Genomic DNA, 16,808 nt, shown 5'->3' with positions numbered 1-16,808 from the left:
CTTGTAAAATTGATAGTTAGCTAAAATTACAATAAAAAATCAATCTTATCAAACGAAGATAAATTTGGTTTGGCACGGCTTTGGAATGAAACAAATTTATCTACATTTGTTTAAACTAATCAGATATAGTACCATGCTCAGTAAAGTCAATATAGTGCCACGGTGGATCATTTTTTTATTGGACATCTTTAGTGTTTCCATCGCTTATCTCCTCGCAAATGTTATTTACTATGATTTTAACTTCGATTTTCTGCTCGACATTGATTTTAGCATTCGTTACATTTTATTTATAGCCATATGTTCTTTATCATTCTATCTCTTCAAGATGTATACTGGGATAGTTCGTTACACGAGCGCTATCGATTCAATACGTATATTATCAACGATAACATTTAGTGTTTTCGTTCTCCTGGTTATAAAATTAGTGATCCAAGCAAACGAGATAGAGCGAAACATTCCAACTGCACTCATTATCTTCTTTGCACTCTTCTCCTTTCTTATTTTAACCGTATATAGAACAATTATTAAAATTTTCTTTCTATACACCAAAAAAGTCAATGGATCCAGAAAAAAGACACTGATCTACGGTGCCGGTGACTTGGGAATTGCTGTAAAAAGAACTTTAGACCATGATGTACGATCCAAAAATGCTATTGTTGGATTCTTAGATGATAATGAACAAAAAATCAACAAGGTAATTGATGGGACCAAAATATATTCCTCGCAGAAGTTCAGCCATCTGATCAATACATTAAATGTTGAGGAGGTTATCATCGCTTCGCACAACATTCCTTCGGACCGTAAAAATGAAATTACAGATGTTGCGCTCGAAAAAAATGTCAACATATTAACGCTCCCTCCTGTTAAAAAGATCATGAATGGTGATCTTAACCCCAATCAGATCCAAAAAATAAAAATTGAAGATTTACTAGAAAGGGAGCCGATTAAGATTAACGACGATCACATCCTAAGCCAAACGAGAGGTAAAAGAATCTTAGTTACTGGGGCAGCAGGCTCCATAGGTAGTGAGATTGCATCCCAATTGGGAAAATACGAGCCTCAGATGATTATCCTTTGTGACCAAGCGGAGTCCCCGTTACACAATCTCCAACTTGACCTTCAAGATGAATTTCCAAATCAAGTTTATCATACTTATATAGCAGACGTCCGAAGTACAAAAAGGATGCAATTACTTTTTGATACTTTCAAGCCGCATTATGTATATCATGCGGCAGCATACAAACATGTGCCAATGATGGAAAACCATCCTTTGGAAGCGGTACAGACCAATGTCATGGGGACTAAGAATCTAGCTGATTTAGCCGTGGAATTTCAAGTTGAAAAATTTGTTTTTGTCTCTACCGATAAAGCTGTCAACCCCACTAATATCATGGGAGCGACAAAGCGTATCGCAGAAATCTATGTACAATCGTTAAACAATCATTTGGAAAATTCCTTAGGGGCAACTGTGCACACCAAATTTATCACAACCCGCTTTGGCAATGTCTTAGGCTCCAATGGATCAGTTATCCCTCGATTCAGAGATCAGATTCAAAAAGGTGGTCCTGTAACAGTTACGCATCCAGAAATTACGCGGTATTTTATGACCATTCCCGAAGCATGTCGACTAGTCCTTGAAGCTGGAACAATGGGACAAGGTGGCGAAATTTTTGTATTTGATATGGGTAAATCTGTAAAAATAGTTGAGTTAGCTAAAAAAATGATTCGTCTTTCAGGATTTAAACCGAATGAAGATATTGAAATAAAATTCACTGGATTAAGACCTGGTGAAAAACTATATGAGGAGTTATTAAATGATTTGGAGAATACCTTGCCGACGCACCACGAAAAGATCATGATCGCCAAAGTCAGAGAAAATAATTATGATATTGTAAGTATAAAAATCGAAGAATTACAACAGCGTTTAGCGACACAAAACAAAAACGAAGTGGTGTATCAAATGAAAATTATTGTACCTGAATTCAAAAGTAAAAATTCCATCTACGAACAGCTAGACAAGGAAATTGAACTATCGAATGAGTCGGAAAACCAAAGTTAATTCACTTTAAAATTTGCAAAACACTTGCAAATTTGCTCGAAAAGTGTATTTTTGCAATCCATATTTTACTGATTAGTAATGTCTAAAAACACAAATAATACAAATCAAGGTTTCAAACCTTCAAAAGGATCTTTTTTTCAAGATAACCAAAAAAGTGTAGTGTTCATTTTAGGTGGTATCGTTGTATTGATCTTACTTTATTTTGGATATCAAAAGCTTTATCTAGATCCAAGAGCAGAAGAAGCTTCGAACCGTATGTACAAAGCAGAACAGCTTGCTACAATTGATTCTTTACAAAGTAAAGCAATCATGGGCGATGGTGCGTTTCTTGGATTTAAACAAATTGCGGACGAGTATTCCAATACAAAATCTGCAAATATTGCAAACGCCTATTTAGGAGGTTTATATTTGCGTCAAGGTAAATTCGATGAAGCTGCGAAAGCGCTTGAAAAATATGCTCCAACAGGAAGCCAAATTCTAGACCCACTCGTAATTGGTTTAACAGGTGATGCTTATTCAGAGCTAAAAGACTACAAAAAAGCAGCTGACTATTACAAGCAAGCTTCTGAAAAATCAAGTAACTCGTATACAACTCCACTCTTTTTGAAAAAACTAGGACTTGTATATGAAGCACAAAATGACTATAAAAGTGCAGAGACTGCTTACAAGAAGATTAAAACAGATTTTCCAGAGAGCCAAGAAGCTTCAACAATTGATGGTTTATTGGGTCGTGTACAAGCACATTTATAAGAGAATAATTGTAAAAGTATAATAAAAAGAGGCCATTTGATAGCCTCTTTTTTTGTGACCATCTAAAATCACTATCTTTGTTACTATTATGGCAAGTAGCATTAAAAATTTATCCGACTTTTCGCACATCCAGGTTGCGGATGCAAGTCCATTCAAATTTGCAATCGTTGTTGCACAATGGAATGCAGAAATTACAGGTGCATTATTGAATGGTGCAATAAAGGGCTTGGAAGAGCATGGCGCTAAGGAAAACAACATCCAAGTCATAGAGGTTCCTGGAAGTTTCGAATTAATTTCAGGAGCAGACCTCGCATTCAGAAACCAGGGTTTTGACGCTGTTATCTGTTTAGGTTGCGTCATTCAGGGGGAGACCAGACACTTCGATTTTATCTGCGATGCAGTTGCAAATGGTATTGCCAATGTAGGGCTCAAATATAATAAACCAGCTGTTTTTGGCGTATTAACAACGGACAACCTTCAGCAAGCATTGGATCGTGCCGGAGGGAAACATGGTAATAAAGGTGAAGAAGCTGCTATTACAGCAATACAAATGGCTCATATTGCCAAAAAATTCTAGTTTGGTATTAATTTTGCCTACCATTCAATGATGAAAAGTATTACTGAGCACGATTTATTACTCAGGTACTTATATTTTAAACAAATCGATTAATAAAATATTCAGTTATCTTATTAATCGATTTTTATTTTTTCACTAGAATAAATTGTTATTGAATTGTCTTGATTGTAGTGTAAATCAGTTATACAACAGTCGGTAGTTTTATAGACAATGACGCAATGATGAAGTTGCATAGGATCAATTTTGATACGAATTACTTGATGATTGTTTCTTTAAAAAATAGGATTATGAAAACATTATCGAATGTACTCTTGGTCGTTATACTGACGTTATTTTGTCAGTTGGATCTAGTGGCACAAGACGATAGTCTAAACAAGCAGATTTGGCAAAGTATCGGTGGCCAGGAAAAATGGGATTCTTTGCAGTTTTTGGCTTTCTCAGCAAAGGGAAATACCATCTCAGACCAGTTGTCAAACGACGAACGAAAGTTCCTGTTCAATAGAACAACTGGAGCATGTCGATTTGATGGCTATAAGGGAACGGATCAGGTGACCTACCTGTTTAATTTTAAAAACCCAGGGTCAGACAAACTCTTTATTGGAGGGAATTTATCTACAGATGGGCCAGAGCTAAAGAAATCAATTAAAAATCAGCTATTTTCGGATCTCAATCTGCTACTTTTGCCTACCTTGATCGGACAGAAGAATGTGCAGCTGAAAAGCCAGAAGGAAAGTTTCAGTGCTGGACAGAAATTAACGATAGCAAATATCAGCTCGTCAGCCCCTATCTTTGGTTCAAAGATTGATGGTTTGCTTTATATTGATCAAAATACTGGTGAGATTGTGCGTTACGAATACACAGATAAGGGCGAAAAAAACACTTATGAAGTGAGCAAATATAAGGAGATTGGCGACGGGATACGTTTACCCAGTTTCTTCAATTCCACAAGCAATGACCAAAAGAGTTGTATATTCTCCTCTATTTCATCTTTTGTACAGGTAGAACAGAAAAAATTTACAGAACTATAATATGATTAATTGGATAGAATTAAATACAGAAGAACAGCTACAGGAGCTTTATCAATCCGATAAAGTTGTAGCCATCTTTAAACATAGCACGACTTGTGGTATTAGCAATATGGCTAAGCGTAGTCTTGAGCGTATGTCTGCTACTTCAGACCATGATTATGCGATTTATCTTTTAGACCTTTTGCGTTACCGCCCACTATCGAATGAGATTGCCCAACGTTGGAATGTAGAACATCAATCACCTCAAATACTGATTGTTGAAGGAAAAGACAGTTTATATGACGCTTCACATGGTGATATCCAATTTGATGAGATAGAACAATACCTAACGGCAATTTGACATAATAGGCCATAACTGCTATTCAATAAAAATAGTTAGCATAAAATATCCCAAGCGATCTTCAACATGTATTGTATTGATCACTTGGGATATTTTATGAAGCTGAAAACAGCTGAATTGGCTACTTATAAATTTCTACTGTTATTTTACCGTCTTTAGTCACCGTACCCCGATACATGCCGGCGGTATTAAAAGGCATAGCAACATGTCCATTTTTATCCAATGCGATCATGCCGCCATTACCGCCCATTTCACCAATCCGATCGATTACTTGCCTGCTCGCTTGATCAACACGTTCACCTTTATATTCCATTAAAGCCGACACCGAATATGCCGCCACGGTGCGGATGTAATATTCACCCCATCCAGTGCAGGAAACAGCACAGGTATTATTGTTCGCATACGTTCCAGCTCCAATAATTGGCGAATCTCCGACCCGCCCAAACTTCTTGTTTGTCATCCCTCCCGTGGACGTGCCCGCTGCCAAGTTACCTGCCTTATCTAATGCAACACCCCCTACTGTACCGAATTTAGCATCTTTATTGATGATGCCTAAGCGTGAGCTTTGTTTTTGATCGTGATCTAGTTGTGTTCGTGTACTGTCATCCTTGCTCACTTTCTGCAGAGCTTCCCAACGTGCTTCCGTCCAAAAATAAGAAGGGTCTACAATGGTCAATCCCACTTGCTTCGCAAACTCTTCGGCACCTTTACCCACCATCATAACATGCTCAGATTTTTCCATCACCGCCTTGGCTGCCGAGATTGGATTTCTGATCGTCGTCACTCCTGCAACGGCGCCTGCGGCCAAGGATTTACCTTCCATGATGGAGGCATCCAGTTCGTTGCGTCCGTCATGTGTAAAAACCGCTCCTTTCCCTGCATTAAACAGGGGTGAGTCTTCCATAACATGGATAGCAGATTCGACGGCTTCCAAACTGGATTTACCTTCTTGCAACTTTTGATAGCCGATACGAAGCGCTTGCTCCAAGACGATCCTATAAGCTTGCTCCATCGAATCTGTCATATTCTTTTTCAAGATCGTCCCCGCTCCACCATGGATCGCCAAAACAAATTCACCCTCCGTCATGGCCACAGGTTTTTGATACGATTTACAGGAAATTGCCAACAGGCTTCCCACAATTATCATGGCGCATATCTTGAGGTTATTCATCTTCCTTCTCCCACCATTCTGAAGATTGTAAATCATCTATCTCACGACGGTCTTTTTTAGTAGGGCGCCCTGTACCGCGGTCGCGTTTTAGGACAGGAGCATGAAATACGGATTTAAACCCTACAGTTTCTTCAACAGGTGTTTGATCCTCGTAGAATTGAACAGCAGTCTTGGCGTCAACACGACGTTCCAAAAGACCTGTCACCATCACCACTTTTTTCTCAATTCCCTTTTGGACATGGTATACATCTCCGATCTTAACTTCATAAGAGGGTTTTATATTTTGGCCTTTTAGTTTCACCCGACCTGCCTTACAGGCCTCTGTTGCCAAAGTTCTTGTCTTAAATAAGCGAATTGACCACAAATATTTATCAATTCTCAATTTTTCTGATGTTCCAGCCATAATACAAAAATAATTATATTTTTAGAACCATTATAACCAAAAGCAATTATGGAAAATTCCGATTAAACTGAGTTCACTTACTTAAAACGTCTTTCATCCGTTCGCCGGAAGAGTCTAATAGCTAATTGCGGACAAGTTGTCATCAAATCCATACCAACTCCTGACTGCAAGCGGGTTGTGAAAACAATGTCTGTAGCGTGAATGCACCTTAAAAAGGTGGACTCAACGTGGACTCACTGTGCACACACTGTGGTTGGAGTCAGAAGTTGATCATAATTTGGTAGGCTGTTGTTATCAGGAAAGTCTATTGCAAGGAACAATGGATAAAGTTGTTTTTAAGTCCAACTTTATCTAAGTTTGTACATCAAAATAAACTAATTCAAATAAGAAAATAAATAATATGGTAGAGCCACTTAAAAAACTGATTGAGGAAGCTTGGGAAGATAGGCAATTATTAGAATATAAAGAATATACAGAAGCCATCCGCGCTGTTATCATGAAATTAGATAGCGGTGAAATCCGCGTCGCTGAAATGATCGGTACAAGATGGCACGTCAATGACTGGATCAAGAAAGCTGTTATTTTATATTTTCCAATCAATGATATGCGCGAAATGACTGCAGGTCCTTTTGTATTTCATGATAAAATGAAATTAAAGACAGACTACAAACACACTGGAGTACGTGTTGTGCCAGGGGCTTCTGCTCGTTTAGGTGCATATTTGGCTAAAGGAGTGATTATGATGCCTTCTTACGTTAACATCGGTGCTTATGTAGACGAAGGTACCATGGTGGATACTTGGGCAACTGTTGGATCTTGTGCACAAATTGGTAAACATGTACATTTAAGTGGCGGTGTCGGAATTGGTGGCGTATTAGAGCCTGTACAAGCAGCTCCAGTGATTATTGAGGACAATGTTTTTATTGGTTCAAGAGCGATTGTAGTAGAAGGTATTCGTGTAGAGAAAGAAGCTGTATTGGGTGCTAATGTGGTATTGACAGCGTCAACAAAAATTATCGACGTTACGGGACCTCAACCAGTAGAATATAAAGGTTATGTACCTGCCCGCTCTGTTGTTATCCCGGGTTCTTACACCAAAAAATTTGCGGCAGGGGAATATCAAGTTCCTTGCGCTTTGATCATTGGTCAACGTAAAGAGTCTACAGACAAAAAGACTTCATTAAATGATGCACTACGTGATCATAATGTAGCTGTATAAAGTTAAAACTAGTATAAAGATAAGATGAGTGCATTCGTAGATCGTGAGGATTTGAATAAGGCCTTGGAGACGTTAAAAAACGGCGGATTAATTCTATACCCCACCGACACCATTTGGGGGATCGGTTGTGATGCCACCAATCCTGATGCCGTGGAGAAAGTTTTCCAGCTGAAAGGAAGAGATAAATCCAAAAGTCTGATCGTCCTTTTACACAACGACAATCAATTGGCAAGTTATGTAAATGAAATCCCGGATGTGGCTTATCAACTTATTGAATACACCGAAAAACCCTTGACAATTGTCTATTCGAATGCCAAAAATCTTGCGCCCAATGCGATTGCTGAGGACGGTTCAATTGGCATTCGAATTGTCAAGCACCCTTTTTGTGAACAACTTTTACAACGGTTTCGCAAACCGATAATTTCAACTTCAGCAAATATCAGTGGTGAACCAACGGCGAAAGATTTTGATGAAATAGCTGATGCCATCAAAGATGGGGTAGATTATATTGTCGCCTATGACAGAGACGTAACAACAGATGGGAAATCATCTACTGTCATGAAGCTGGACCCAAGTGGTAAATTTGAATTTATTAGAAAATAGCATGAAAAAGATCGTTTTATTTTTTGCATTAGCATTTGCTGTTACCAATTTATCTTTCGCACAGCAAAAGGATATTCCCGCCGCCAAGCCTGGTGTAAAATATGGCAAAGAAATCTCTGCATCCAATGCGATTTCAGTGGCAAAGCTTGAAAAAGAACTCACGCAAAAGAACGCATTCAACGGAAAGGTGACAGGCAAGGTCGTTGAGGTATGTAAGAAAAAAGGCTGTTTCATGACCCTGCAACGGGAAGGCGAAGAGCCGATTACCGTCCGTTTTAAAGACTATGGTTTCTTCATGCCAGCAGACATTGTCGGCAAAACGGTTGTTGTCGAGGGTATCGCAAAGAAAAAGGAAGTTTCTGTAGCATCGTTACAACATGCGGCAAAGGATCTTGGTAAATCACAGTCTGAAATAGACCAGATTACACAACCTAAAAAAGATATTAGCATTATTGCTGACGGTGTTTTGGTTGTCAAATAAGGCGTTCTCACACCAAACCTAGCATTGTTCTGATGAAAAGATTCCACATTTCACCCTGTCACTCCATACTGGTCGATGGTACCTTAATGACCTTCGAAAAGCCCATTATTATGGGGATACTCAATGTGACTCCAGATTCTTTTTATGACGGAGGTGACAATACAACCGTCGAACTTGCGGTAGAGAAAGCAAAGAAGCTATTGCTTGAAGGTGCTCAAATTCTTGATATTGGCGCATATTCCTCACGTCCGGGCGCTCCATTAATTTCATCTCAGGAGGAAATGGATCGAGCTCTTCCCGCTATTCGAGCAATTAAAACTGCATTTCCTGACGCTATTTTATCAATAGATACCTTTAGGGCAGACGTTGCTGCTGCTGCAATCGATGCGGGAGTGCACATCATAAATGATGTTTCGGGAGGTACACTCGATGATAACATGTTCGCCACGGTAGCAAAATATCAAGTTCCTTATATTCTCATGCATATGCGCGGTATTCCCGAAAATATGCAGGAAAAAACAGATTATACAGATATTGTAACTGACGTAGCCACCTTTTTAGGTGACCGCATTGCGACACTAAGAAGTATGGGGGTGAAAGACATTATTCTTGATCCAGGATTTGGTTTTGCAAAGACAGTCGAACAGAACTATGAGTTGCTCTATCGTGTCAATGAACTTCACTACTTCGAATTACCAATTTTGGGCGGAATATCCCGTAAATCTATGATTTATAAAAAAATCGGAATCACCGCCCAAGAAGCTTTAAATGGCACCACCGCTTTAAATACCTTACTTCTCGAAAGAGGGGTACAAATTCTCCGCGTACATGATGTGAAAGAAGCGAAACAATTGCTTGATCTCTTCTATTCATAAATCAGCATTATTTGCCTACAAATTTGGGATCACTTAATGTTTTAATAAAAGCTATGATAGCTTCTTTTTCGTCTTCTGTCATCGGAATTCTTTTGCCATTTTCTTTAAGAATCGGATCAAGGTTAGCTGCATCCAAAACACCTTTGTCAAAATAATCCAGGACAGATTTCAACGTTGGGAACTGCCCAAAACTTCCATAAGACGCTGTATATTCCGCATTTCTTAAAGAAGGTACCCGAAAAGCCATATAGTCCGTTTCAATACCTGTGATACGTGCTCGCCCGGCCTCATCTGGATGTTTATTTAAAGGAAACCCTACATTTCTAAAACTCTGATCGGTAAATAATTCTGTTGCATGGCAGCTTTCACATTTCAACTTAAACAGCTGATACCCCCGTTCTTCCTCAATCGTGAATTGCTCCCCTTCACCTCGTTTTACCTTATCATATTTACTGTCGGCCGAAATTAAGGTATACTCATATTGCGCAATACTTTTATAAATTCGTTCAGGTGTAATATTCTCATCGCCAAAAGCCTTCTTGAACAATACTTTGTAGTCAAAATCCCCATTAATTTTACCGATAACCTCCAGAATAGAGGAGTTCATCTCCTCATGCGTGATAATTGGCACTAAAGGTTGCTTTTCCAGTTCGAGTATATTGCCATCCCAATTATAAAATTTCATAAAAGCCAAATTCTGCAAAGGTGGAGTGTTCCGAAATCCGACACGATCATCTATACCCACTGCCTGCATCTTTCCATCGGAAAAAGCCAATGAGGGATTATGGCAACTGGCACATGATATCGTATTATTTCCACTGAATCTTTTTTCATGAAATAGCTTTTCACCCAATTCAACACCATACTTTGTTGGCTTATTGCTATTAAATGTATTATTCAGACTCGGAAAATCCGCAGGAATACTGAACGTGACTGTTGGGTTGTCTTCCTGCGTAGATTCAACGATATCATCCCTACTACAGGATAAAGCAATCACTATAACTGTCAGGATTAAGATGACTTTTTTCATCCTTTTATTTTTATCAATGGCTGATGAATATTCAGAATGCACATTCGAAAATCATGGTACAATCAGACGGCGTTCTTTTTTTTATGCACAACGTATTTTCAGCAAATGGCTACAACCTCATTCAAGATCATAGCCATTTACGTAAAATTTAGTTAGAAACACTCTCAACAGTGAACATCCCAGCTGTATCACTGCTACCGTTACCACCGAGATTATCAACAAACTTCACCATTTCCACTGCAGAATGAATACTAGGCACAGCATTGTTGGCACCCAATGTAATGGTATTCGTTTTCCCGCTTAAGAGCTTATCGAAATCCGCCTTGATATTAATCTGTGGTACACTTTTTCCAACAGTAACTAAGGAAGGTAAATTCAACGTAATATCCCGATAAGCATCTACCCCCTGTTTATAAGTGGATTCATCACCATTTGTTCCGTTGATCGTACTTCCTGTGTGAATAGACAACTCTTTATGATCAGCACCATAAAAGCCTTCCAATTTCGTAAATCGGTAACCTGTCCCCCATTCCCAGTGCATTTTGGTGTCATTAGCCCCTGCTGTTGCATAGAAAACTGGGAATCTCAGTTGATCCAACGTATTTATTTCCTGTTTTACCCCCAAACCGAATTTGATCTGTTTATAATCTCCAACAGGTATATTACTCAGCACATAATTTAAAGTTGCCGCTTTCGCCTGATCAATCACTGCAGCCCCTTTATCCAGATCATTTACATTATAAGGGATTTCAGATCCATCGGCTTTAATAAGCCTGATATTGCTAATTACATACTTCAGTTCAGAAAACTGATGCAGTTGTCCACTGGCTGATGTATTTGTCGAGGCAGCTGGTGAATCTGCATTACCCAGCACAATTGTTGTATTTTTAAATGTATTGTTGAAATGTAAGTTAACACTGTTGGCGACATCTTCACTTTTGCTACAAGAAACCATAACCAAAGAAATCATCAGGAGTTTAATTGCATTTTTTTTCATTTTATTCTAAGTTTTAAGGTATTTAAAAATTGATTTTTAAGGATGTAAAAATATTCCTACCCATGCGAGGTATATTTCCCCAATCTGCATAGGTACTATAGTATTCATTGAAGAGGTTCTCCGCACCGACCTGAAACACGGCATTTAATTTTCCAATAGTGAAGGTATAGTCTGCCGAAACATTCCATATCTTATAGGATGCGGTTTGGTCCTCTCCGTATTCAGGGCTAAAATTGACCTGGCTAAAGTCCCCGTTCATTGAAGTTTGCACACCGATCATTTTGTATCGGTAATGCAATGATGTTTGATAACTTAAGGGACGTATAAAAGGCAGGTTTCCGCCCATATTGTCTTGCCCTCTGGCGTAGGTAAGTACGGCTTTCCAATCTAGACCTGGCAAAATTTGATATTGCGCATTGAGTGCCAGATTAAACAGAGTCGCATGATCTAAAGAGGTATAGCCTTTCACGCCTACCGATTGATAGTTCATCGGGCTACCCAAACTCAAAATCCGGCCAATAATGTAGTCTTGGATAAAGAAATAATTGGCCTTGGCCCCAATGCTTAACCTTCCGGTCTTAAACCCGGCACTGGCATTGGCTTCATAAGAAACTTCATTTTTTAAATCCGGATTTCCGATATAGTCATAACGATCGAAACTGTTGTAAATGTAATAACCATAAGCCTCCGAAACAGAGGGAGCACGATGCCCAAACCCTGTTCCTAAGGAAAAGTCAAACTGACCAATATTTAACTGATAGCTAGCATGTAGGCTCGGCAGAAATCTATTTTTCTTCTGTGGAGAACCAGGATGGAAGATCCAGTTGAATTCAACGTATTTCGAATAGTTATAGTTCAAACCCAATGAACCTCCAAAGACAAGTCTACTGATATCAGAAAGATCTAACGCGTTATTCATGGCTACACTCGCGAAACGGGTGGTCACCCATGGCCAGCTATAGGCAAACATGGTCTGTTTGGATCGATCCTGCGGGTACATCCGCATCTCAGCTATCGAGAGATTATCGTAAGCATTTACCTGTATCTCCGAAGAATAGCGATCTTTCTGCAGATTAATTTTAGATAAAAGACCGTAGGTCGTACTCCAGCCCGGCATATCCATATGGACCAAATTTTCCGGACGGGTCGTATCATCCATATAGTGCTCAACTGCATTAAAATAAACTTTGGTGTCCCATACCTTTACCAAACCCTCTTCAAACAACTGTTTGTATGCAGCGGAAGTGATAATCGCTCTAGATAAGGATAAGTCCATTGGCAAAGCAGGAAATCCCACATCTTTTGCACGATCAAAAATAGCATCTACCCGAACAGCAGAAAGCGGACTCGTTTTATAGGCCAAACCCAACGACGCATTGAATTTATTATATTGCGAATGCCGTACTTCATCGTCATTTCCATCATAATAATTTCCAGCCTTCCGAAAGGCAATACTTCCATCTGCCACAAATTTGTCACTTGAGTAATATAAATTCCCAAGATTGAAAGTCTGCTTATTATTGAATTCAAAACCTGTCTGATAGGCTCCGCCAATTTTTTTCTGCAGACCAAACGCAGTATTCCTTCTTTTCAGATCTATACTGCCAGCGACCGTAGCACCATGCAGATTACCTTCCTGCCCCGATTTAATATCTATTGCAGCAAGGTTATTACTTTCTACATACGAGGTTATCGGGTCCATTTTATCCGTACATGCTCCAAAGACATGCATCCCATCGATCGTAATTGTCGAACGCTCGCTACTCATATTATTGAGCAGGGGTTCCCAAGCATAGGCACCACGTTTTATGAAGCTGATATTACTTGCAGAAGCCAAATATTCATCCACAGAAACTGTCATCTTCAGATCGTTTTCAATCCTCTTTTTGGCAGCTGCATTGACTGTAACCTCGGCTAGACGTCTCGTTGTATCGCGGGTAACAGGATTGTTTTGTCCGTGTACGTTCCATCCCAAAGACAACATAAAGAGAATAATACTTATCTTCCTCATAGCCTCTAGAATAGAATATCAATGTATAACTCACTTTTACGACCTTCTACACCCGGTGTAAAGTCCTTGGGCACCTCTGTTCCTGCTATTACCCTTCCATTTTGGTTGACCAAAATAAAATTCAATGTCCAGTTACCTGTCATTGTGTAATTCACAACACCATGGTACAATCCGTCGGCCTGTTGTACCAAGTCCTTATTATTGGGCGAAGAATGGTTCCCCATCGAAGGTTCTGGCATACGCGGATCCAATTGTAAGGTATATTCATTGACCGCCGTATAAGACAATTGTGCAGCGTCCAACTTATAAATCCCGGCGACCAGTTTATTTTCAGAAACAGTTGGTTTCCAAGGAGCAATCAAGGCGATTAAATACTGTTCGCCATCTTTCCCAGTGAAAGTGGTTAGGTTACGATTTTTATTTACCTGCGGCTTCACAGTTACATGTTGTGTAGCGGTGAAGGTCTGACCACCAATTGTAAAATCGATTTCCAAACTCCAGTTTACTGCTGCAGAACTTTCATCTGTAAACACACTGTAACCCGAAAAGTAGCGACCATCCAACGTGTAGTCCATTTCGGACTGGTGCGGACAAACAATTTTCATTCCTTGCACATTGGTTTGGACTGGAAGCAATTTGACTGAGGAAACGGCGACAGGTTCGTTATTTTGCTGCTTATTGATTATTACGCGGATATCATTATAACCGCGATACAATACCCCACCTAGAGCCTCAATACGAATACTATACCCTGACGAAACAAGGCTTGTAACCTCTTTAAACTCCGTATTCTCCGCTACAGTATTTCCACGTTCTGCCTCATAGTCTGTTTTCTCCTTTGTACAAGCGATTAGGAGAAAGGATATAATCGCGCTATAAAAAACCACTTTTTTTATAAATAAATCTCTCATCTATAATTTTTCATTTGTTAGGAAGCTATCCGATTTATTGCGTGAGCTCCGGAACTCAGGCAATAAATCAAAATGATATCCTATTGTGACGAACGGATATATTTCATCGTAATAGATGCGCTCCATTCAACTTCTAGCGAAATGAAACCATCATACTGATATTAAACAGATTATTAGCTATTATCAATATTCAAATGATTCGGATCCACACCGCGATGTAGCCCAAATAATTAAGAAGGTTTCATTGAAATAAATCGTTATTGAATAAATAGCTTAACCGAAAGATCGATTTTATGGACAAAGCATCACTAAAAGCAGTTTCACAGCGAAATTATAACGCGAAGGAAATCTTAGCATACCTTGTAATCCATCTTAAGTGATCGACTACTTAATCAAATAAAATATTAACTGGATTTAAACCAAAGGGGGGTGAAATATTGTAAAGATGGGATTATAGGAATAATCTTCTTTATATACTGGAAGCAGGCGCTCCACAGTGTCTTCATAAAGAGCCGTGTTTTTAAAAGTAAAATCTTGCGTATTATTTATAAAAACAACATCAATAATACGTAATTCAAGATTTTTTTGTTCCTTTTCCTCATGCTCGCGCATTTTCTTCATCAAAATACACTGGCCTCGACAGGCAAGCGCATTATCGTTAAAACGATTGATACATTCGTAACGTGCGATATAATCTCGATTCAACTCGAAGACGGTCCATAGCCATACCGTTGAGAAGCTCTGCAGGAGCATCAAGGGTAATAGAATCCATATAAACAGTCTGATTTTCATTCGAATATTTTATTCTCAATAGCAGCTTACATCCTTAAGATTACTTCTTTATCTTGTAAACTTACCAAATCGAGCTCATGCTAATTCGTTTTGAGTTTGGGCAAATATAACAAATGAATCTTGGAATAAACAAATGCTATTTAAAAGAAAAAGTCCTAGGCAGACTACTACCTAGGACTTATAAAACTCAATTTTAATTATTTTGATGCAATTGTCAAAACAGCTTTCTTATTGCCGGCAGTTAAATCCAATGTAAAAACATAGGTTTTACCTGCCTCTAAAACTTTGCCCGTTTTGATACCCAGATTGCCTGAATCACGACCATTCTTGCCATCCCCCACAAAGACGATATCATTTGAGGTTGTCACATCTGTACCCCCAAATTCACCGCCCCATCCTTTTTGATGGAAAAATTTGAAGTTGATGTTATCAGAATTTATGGACTCTCCTGCCTTAACAGTTATCTGGTATTTCTTGTTACCTAGCGGCACCAAACAAAGTGCTTTATCCGTATTCCAGCCCACTTGGTTACTGGATACTTTAGGCTTTCCAATTCCCTCACCAATAATCCAGACAGCCCCAGATCCATCATCTTGGAGTTTTGCCAAATCATTGCCTGTCATCGCCTCAACTACAAAGTATTTTAAGTTAAAGTCTGCGGTAACACGGTATTTTCCAGTTGATCCTTTAAACGATAGGGTTCCATCGGCCGCTTTGGTAAAGAAATCTGGATCGATCCACCAATCTTGCAGATCCGCAATCCCTTCAAAAGTCGTCGTTTTCCCTTGAGCCAGCTCGAGTTCAACTTTAGCATGTTTATCATCCAGTCGACTGAACTGCGATCCATTTAGCAGTACAACAATAAATGGAGATGCCTGAAATGTTAATGTATTAAATTGAATCGGGTATACACCAGAAGTCGAATTTGAAAAAGGAATTTCAGCGGTAGACCCCAAGTTAATAACATTATTGACCCAACCAAAATTCATCGCATTACCTTGTGTACCTACTTTTGGCGCTTGAATATAGCCTTTTACCTCAGCTGCAAAATTTTCTTTTGCCGCATATTGGTTTCGCCCTACCTTTTCCATGCGATAGGATTTGGATTCTGTGACTAAAGTTAAATATGGAAAGTCGGGTCTGCTCAGATTAATATCAAAAGATTGTTCGGTCATTTTTTGGCTAATATTCTGTACGACAAACTTAAGGGTTGCTTTTCCATCGGGAATATCTTTCAAGAACGGAACATAAATTTTTCCAGCATAGTCTCCATTTTGTTTGGTACGGATGACGGTTTCTGTTACCTTGTCGTCTGTAAAATACAATTGTGCTTTAACAGTAGACAGCGCAACTTCACTATCCGACACATGGACCTGAAACTCGAGACTATCCCCAAAATTTGCAGCCGAGATAGGCGATTTCAATTCGATTTTAGGATCCCCTATTTGATAGGTATATTTTTCATCCTTTTTACAGGAACTAACTGCAGTAATAGCAGCAGTTCCCAATAGTATATTGATGAGATATCTTTTCATTTGTTCATAATTTATGCGCTATCAAT

17 protein-coding genes are annotated in these 16,808 nt (G+C 39.0%); 9 read left to right on the top strand and 8 right to left on the bottom strand.

Features of this window, described 5'->3' with window-relative positions:
- Positions 1 to 85 precede the first annotated feature (85 nt).
- From K2F45_RS02080 to ytxJ, 5 genes are all read left to right on the top strand, one after another.
- On the top strand, positions 86 to 2,059 hold the full coding sequence (locus tag K2F45_RS02080; protein ID WP_349681397.1) for a polysaccharide biosynthesis protein: 1,974 nt from the start codon (positions 86 to 88) through the stop codon (positions 2,057 to 2,059).
- Between the two features lie 78 nt (positions 2,060 to 2,137).
- A complete protein-coding gene (locus tag K2F45_RS02075) occupies positions 2,138 to 2,809 on the top strand; it encodes a tetratricopeptide repeat protein (protein WP_046674761.1) in 672 nt (223 codons plus the stop codon).
- Positions 2,810 to 2,897: 88 nt separating this feature from the next.
- Complete coding sequence (ribH, locus tag K2F45_RS02070) at positions 2,898 to 3,386, top strand: 6,7-dimethyl-8-ribityllumazine synthase (RefSeq protein ID WP_075990779.1); 489 nt, start codon at positions 2,898 to 2,900, stop codon at positions 3,384 to 3,386.
- A 287-nt stretch (positions 3,387 to 3,673) separates the two neighbouring features.
- Positions 3,674 to 4,414 carry a hypothetical protein gene (locus tag K2F45_RS02065; protein WP_145327259.1) on the top strand — a complete coding sequence of 247 codons (741 nt, stop codon included), beginning with the start codon at positions 3,674 to 3,676 and terminating at the stop codon, positions 4,412 to 4,414.
- 1 nt (position 4,415) lies between these two features.
- Positions 4,416 to 4,754: a bacillithiol system redox-active protein YtxJ gene (ytxJ, locus tag K2F45_RS02060; RefSeq protein WP_201670052.1), complete on the top strand. Its 339-nt coding sequence runs from the start codon at positions 4,416 to 4,418 to the stop codon at positions 4,752 to 4,754.
- A 121-nt stretch (positions 4,755 to 4,875) separates the two neighbouring features.
- On the opposite strand, the gene K2F45_RS02055 is transcribed toward ytxJ, so the two are convergent.
- Together K2F45_RS02055 and K2F45_RS02050 are read right to left on the bottom strand one after the other, a co-directional pair.
- On the bottom strand, positions 4,876 to 5,961 hold the full coding sequence (locus K2F45_RS02055) for an isoaspartyl peptidase/L-asparaginase family protein (protein WP_248932972.1): 1,086 nt from the start codon (positions 5,959 to 5,961) through the stop codon (positions 4,876 to 4,878).
- The gene (locus K2F45_RS02050; protein WP_088159990.1) at positions 5,918 to 6,328 is read right to left on the bottom strand and encodes an RNA-binding S4 domain-containing protein; all 411 of its coding nucleotides are present in this window, start codon (positions 6,326 to 6,328) and stop codon (positions 5,918 to 5,920) included. Before K2F45_RS02050 ends, K2F45_RS02055 begins: the two co-directional genes overlap by 44 nt.
- 400 nt (positions 6,329 to 6,728) lie before the next feature.
- On the opposite strand from K2F45_RS02050, the gene K2F45_RS02045 reads away from it, so the two are divergent.
- Genes K2F45_RS02045 through folP form a run of 4 tightly spaced genes read left to right on the top strand, consistent with a single transcriptional unit; the run spans position 6,729 to position 9,506 of the window.
- On the top strand, positions 6,729 to 7,547 hold the full coding sequence (locus K2F45_RS02045) for a 2,3,4,5-tetrahydropyridine-2,6-dicarboxylate N-succinyltransferase (RefSeq protein WP_075990775.1): 819 nt from the start codon (positions 6,729 to 6,731) through the stop codon (positions 7,545 to 7,547).
- Positions 7,548 to 7,571: 24 nt separating this feature from the next.
- Entirely contained in the window at positions 7,572 to 8,150 is a 579-nt protein-coding gene (locus K2F45_RS02040; protein ID WP_075990774.1) for an L-threonylcarbamoyladenylate synthase, read from the top strand.
- 1 nt (position 8,151) lies between these two features.
- A complete protein-coding gene (locus K2F45_RS02035; protein ID WP_145327265.1) occupies positions 8,152 to 8,631 on the top strand; it encodes a DUF4920 domain-containing protein in 480 nt (159 codons plus the stop codon).
- 32 nt (positions 8,632 to 8,663) lie between these two features.
- Complete coding sequence (gene folP / locus K2F45_RS02030; protein WP_248932971.1) at positions 8,664 to 9,506, top strand: dihydropteroate synthase; 843 nt, start codon at positions 8,664 to 8,666, stop codon at positions 9,504 to 9,506.
- Positions 9,507 to 9,513: 7 nt separating this feature from the next.
- Here folP and K2F45_RS02025 read toward each other — a convergent pair whose 3' ends face one another.
- The 6 genes from K2F45_RS02025 to K2F45_RS02000 all read right to left on the bottom strand — a co-directional run bounded on the left by K2F45_RS02025 (position 9,514) and on the right by K2F45_RS02000 (position 16,782).
- Positions 9,514 to 10,536 (bottom strand): cytochrome-c peroxidase, encoded by a 1,023-nt coding sequence (locus K2F45_RS02025; protein ID WP_248932970.1) that lies wholly within the window; start codon positions 10,534 to 10,536, stop codon positions 9,514 to 9,516.
- 148 nt (positions 10,537 to 10,684) lie between these two features.
- Positions 10,685 to 11,533, bottom strand: coding sequence for an MbnP family protein (locus K2F45_RS02020; protein ID WP_075990770.1), 849 nt, complete (start codon positions 11,531 to 11,533; stop codon positions 10,685 to 10,687).
- A gap of 22 nt (positions 11,534 to 11,555) precedes the next feature.
- On the bottom strand, positions 11,556 to 13,544 hold the full coding sequence (locus tag K2F45_RS02015; RefSeq protein WP_248932969.1) for a TonB-dependent receptor plug domain-containing protein: 1,989 nt from the start codon (positions 13,542 to 13,544) through the stop codon (positions 11,556 to 11,558).
- 5 nt (positions 13,545 to 13,549) lie between these two features.
- Positions 13,550 to 14,455, bottom strand: coding sequence for a hypothetical protein (locus tag K2F45_RS02010; RefSeq protein WP_248932968.1), 906 nt, complete (start codon positions 14,453 to 14,455; stop codon positions 13,550 to 13,552).
- A 414-nt stretch (positions 14,456 to 14,869) separates the two neighbouring features.
- Entirely contained in the window at positions 14,870 to 15,247 is a 378-nt protein-coding gene (locus K2F45_RS02005; RefSeq protein WP_075990767.1) for a hypothetical protein, read from the bottom strand.
- A gap of 197 nt (positions 15,248 to 15,444) precedes the next feature.
- A complete protein-coding gene (locus tag K2F45_RS02000; RefSeq protein WP_088159983.1) occupies positions 15,445 to 16,782 on the bottom strand; it encodes a DUF5125 domain-containing protein in 1,338 nt (445 codons plus the stop codon).
- Between the last annotated feature and the right edge of the window lie 26 nt (positions 16,783 to 16,808).

Source organism: Sphingobacterium siyangense (assembly GCF_023277505.1).
Taxonomy (GTDB): domain Bacteria; phylum Bacteroidota; class Bacteroidia; order Sphingobacteriales; family Sphingobacteriaceae; genus Sphingobacterium; species Sphingobacterium siyangense.
The sequence above is the reverse complement of the archived record's forward strand: the minus strand, read 5'-3'. Positions and strand labels throughout refer to the sequence as shown.

Coding starts and splice junctions, on each gene's coding strand:
- K2F45_RS02035 (WP_145327265.1), top strand. CDS start 8,152: ATGAAAAAGATCGTTTTATTTTTTGCATTAGCATTTGCTGTTACCAAT.
- K2F45_RS02020 (WP_075990770.1), bottom strand. CDS start 11,533: ATGAAAAAAAATGCAATTAAACTCCTGATGATTTCTTTGGTTATGGTT.
- ribH (WP_075990779.1), top strand. CDS start 2,898: ATGGCAAGTAGCATTAAAAATTTATCCGACTTTTCGCACATCCAGGTT.
- K2F45_RS02025 (WP_248932970.1), bottom strand. CDS start 10,536: ATGAAAAAAGTCATCTTAATCCTGACAGTTATAGTGATTGCTTTATCC.
- K2F45_RS02075 (WP_046674761.1), top strand. CDS start 2,138: ATGTCTAAAAACACAAATAATACAAATCAAGGTTTCAAACCTTCAAAA.
- folP (WP_248932971.1), top strand. CDS start 8,664: ATGAAAAGATTCCACATTTCACCCTGTCACTCCATACTGGTCGATGGT.
- K2F45_RS02015 (WP_248932969.1), bottom strand. CDS start 13,544: ATGAGGAAGATAAGTATTATTCTCTTTATGTTGTCTTTGGGATGGAAC.
- ytxJ (WP_201670052.1), top strand. CDS start 4,416: ATGATTAATTGGATAGAATTAAATACAGAAGAACAGCTACAGGAGCTT.
- K2F45_RS02000 (WP_088159983.1), bottom strand. CDS start 16,782: ATGAAAAGATATCTCATCAATATACTATTGGGAACTGCTGCTATTACT.
- K2F45_RS02005 (WP_075990767.1), bottom strand. CDS start 15,247: ATGAAAATCAGACTGTTTATATGGATTCTATTACCCTTGATGCTCCTG.
- K2F45_RS02040 (WP_075990774.1), top strand. CDS start 7,572: ATGAGTGCATTCGTAGATCGTGAGGATTTGAATAAGGCCTTGGAGACG.
- K2F45_RS02045 (WP_075990775.1), top strand. CDS start 6,729: ATGGTAGAGCCACTTAAAAAACTGATTGAGGAAGCTTGGGAAGATAGG.
- K2F45_RS02050 (WP_088159990.1), bottom strand. CDS start 6,328: ATGGCTGGAACATCAGAAAAATTGAGAATTGATAAATATTTGTGGTCA.
- K2F45_RS02010 (WP_248932968.1), bottom strand. CDS start 14,455: ATGAGAGATTTATTTATAAAAAAAGTGGTTTTTTATAGCGCGATTATA.
- K2F45_RS02065 (WP_145327259.1), top strand. CDS start 3,674: ATGAAAACATTATCGAATGTACTCTTGGTCGTTATACTGACGTTATTT.
- K2F45_RS02055 (WP_248932972.1), bottom strand. CDS start 5,961: ATGATTTACAATCTTCAGAATGGTGGGAGAAGGAAGATGAATAACCTC.
- K2F45_RS02080 (WP_349681397.1), top strand. CDS start 86: ATGAAACAAATTTATCTACATTTGTTTAAACTAATCAGATATAGTACC.